Source organism: Protofrankia sp. Cr1 (assembly GCF_963555865.1).
Lineage (GTDB): Bacteria > Actinomycetota > Actinomycetes > Frankiales > Frankiaceae > Protofrankia.
The window spans coordinates 1-1,855 of sequence record NZ_CAUVXO010000263.1 but is presented as its reverse complement, the minus strand read 5'-3'; the positions used below and the strand labels follow the sequence as shown (position 1 = coordinate 1,855).

At 67.0% G+C, this 1,855-nt stretch carries 1 protein-coding gene; it reads left to right on the top strand.

Features of this window, described 5'->3' with window-relative positions; all coding sequences use genetic code 11:
- Positions 1-363: 363 nt before the first annotated feature.
- Positions 364-1,635 (top strand): IS110 family transposase, encoded by a 1,272-nt coding sequence (locus U9980_RS18390; RefSeq protein WP_416210315.1) that lies wholly within the window; start codon positions 364-366, stop codon positions 1,633-1,635.
- Positions 1,636-1,855: the final 220 nt, after the last annotated feature.

Below are 1,855 nucleotides of genomic sequence, written 5' to 3'. Positions count from 1 at the left end.
TTGAAGGCCTGGCGAGGCATCGCCACCCGCTATGGCAAGACCCCGCAGAGCTATCTTGCTGGTCTCCATCTCCGCGCCTCGATGATCTGGATCAAGGAGCTCACGCGGATCATCCCTTGATTGCAACCGAATACACGCCCTAGTCTGATCCCCCCGCGGGGTGGCCCGTTCCGGGCTGAAAATCGTGGTGGTTGCCCGCTGACGTCGTAGCTGCTTGGTCGTTGAGGCCGTGCCCTAGTCGGACGCTGGGAGCCGCGCTGTGGGCCCTTCACTGATGCTTCGAGCTCGCGGATCAGATTCGCGTTTGGCCCGTGCGGCTCCTGCGGGCAGCCGCCTGATGGCCGGACGACGAGCGGGAGGTGCGTGGTGCTGCGAGAGACGCAGGACACCGAAGAGATCATCGAGCGGGTCGCCGCGCTGGATATCGGGAAGGAGGAGCTGGTCTGCTGCGTGCGGATACCGGACACCGACCGGCCGGGACGGCGGCTGCAGGAGGTAGAGGCCTACACGACGATGACCCGGTCACTGCTGGGGATGGCTGATCATCTGCGTGCCCTGGGGGTAACCCGGGTCGTGATGGAAGCTACGTCGGACTACTGGAAGCCGCCGTTCTACGTGCTGGAGGCGGCCGGGTTCGACGTATGGCTGGTCAACGCCCGCGACGTCAAACACCTCCCGGGCCGGCCCAAGACCGACAAGTTGGACGCGGTGTGGCTGTGCAAGGTCGCGGAACGGCAGATGATCCGGGCCAGCTTCGTGCCCCCGGTCGAGATCCGCCGGCTACGGGACCTGACCCGCTACCGCATCGACCTGGTCGGCACCCGCAGCGCGGAGAAGAACCGGGCCGAGAAACTGCTGGAAGACGCCCAGATCAAACTCAGTGTGGTCGCCTCTGACATCTTCGGGGTCTCCGGCCGGGACATGATGGCTGCCCTCGTCGCCGGAGAACGCAACCCGAAGGCGCTGGCGCAGCTGGCCCGGACCCGGCTGCGCGGCAAGATCGGCGAGTTGGAGGAGGCGTTCACCGGACACTTCACCGACCACCACGCCTTCCTGCTCGCCAAGATGCTGGCCCGGATCGACGCGATCAGCGTCGACATCACCGACATCGAAACCAAGATCGAGGCTGAGATCCGTCCTTGTGCCCGGGCGGTGGGGAAGCTCGATGAGATCCCCGGAGTCGGTCCGGTCGTCGCCTACGTGCTGATCGCCGAGATCGGCGTCGACATGTCCCGTTTCCCCACCGCGGCCCACCTCGCCTCCTGGGCCAAGTTCGCTCCGACGGTCAAGGAGTCCGCGGGCAAGAAGAAAGGCCGCGGCTCCACCGGACACGGCAATCCCTACCTCGCCCAGGCACTCGGCCAGGCCGCCGTCACCGCCGGCAAGACCGACACCTTCCTCGGGGAACGCTACCGGCGCATCGCCCGCCACCGGGGCAAGAAGAAAGCCCTCGTCGCCGTCGGCCGCTCCATCCTCACCATCGTCTGGCATCTGCTGTCCGACCCCGACGCCCACTTCAAAGACCTCGGCGCCGACTTCTACGACACCCGCATCGACCCGGAACGCCGGAAACGCAACCACATCCGCCAACTCGAAGCACTCGGCTACACCGTCACCCTGAACCCCGCCGCCTGACCCACCCACCGTCACCACCAGCGGGCAACCGCACCGGTGGGCGCCAGCCTGCCCACGTCCCAGTCGATTTTCGGATCAGGCGGTTCGGCGGCGGTGCTCGGGGCGCAAGGACGGATTGCCCGTCAGATGGACGATGCCGGCGATGTCGGTGCCGGGCCGCACCACCGCGTCGATCGCGTCAAGCGTCCCGCCCTCGAGCCGAACGTCGGCCGCACCCAAC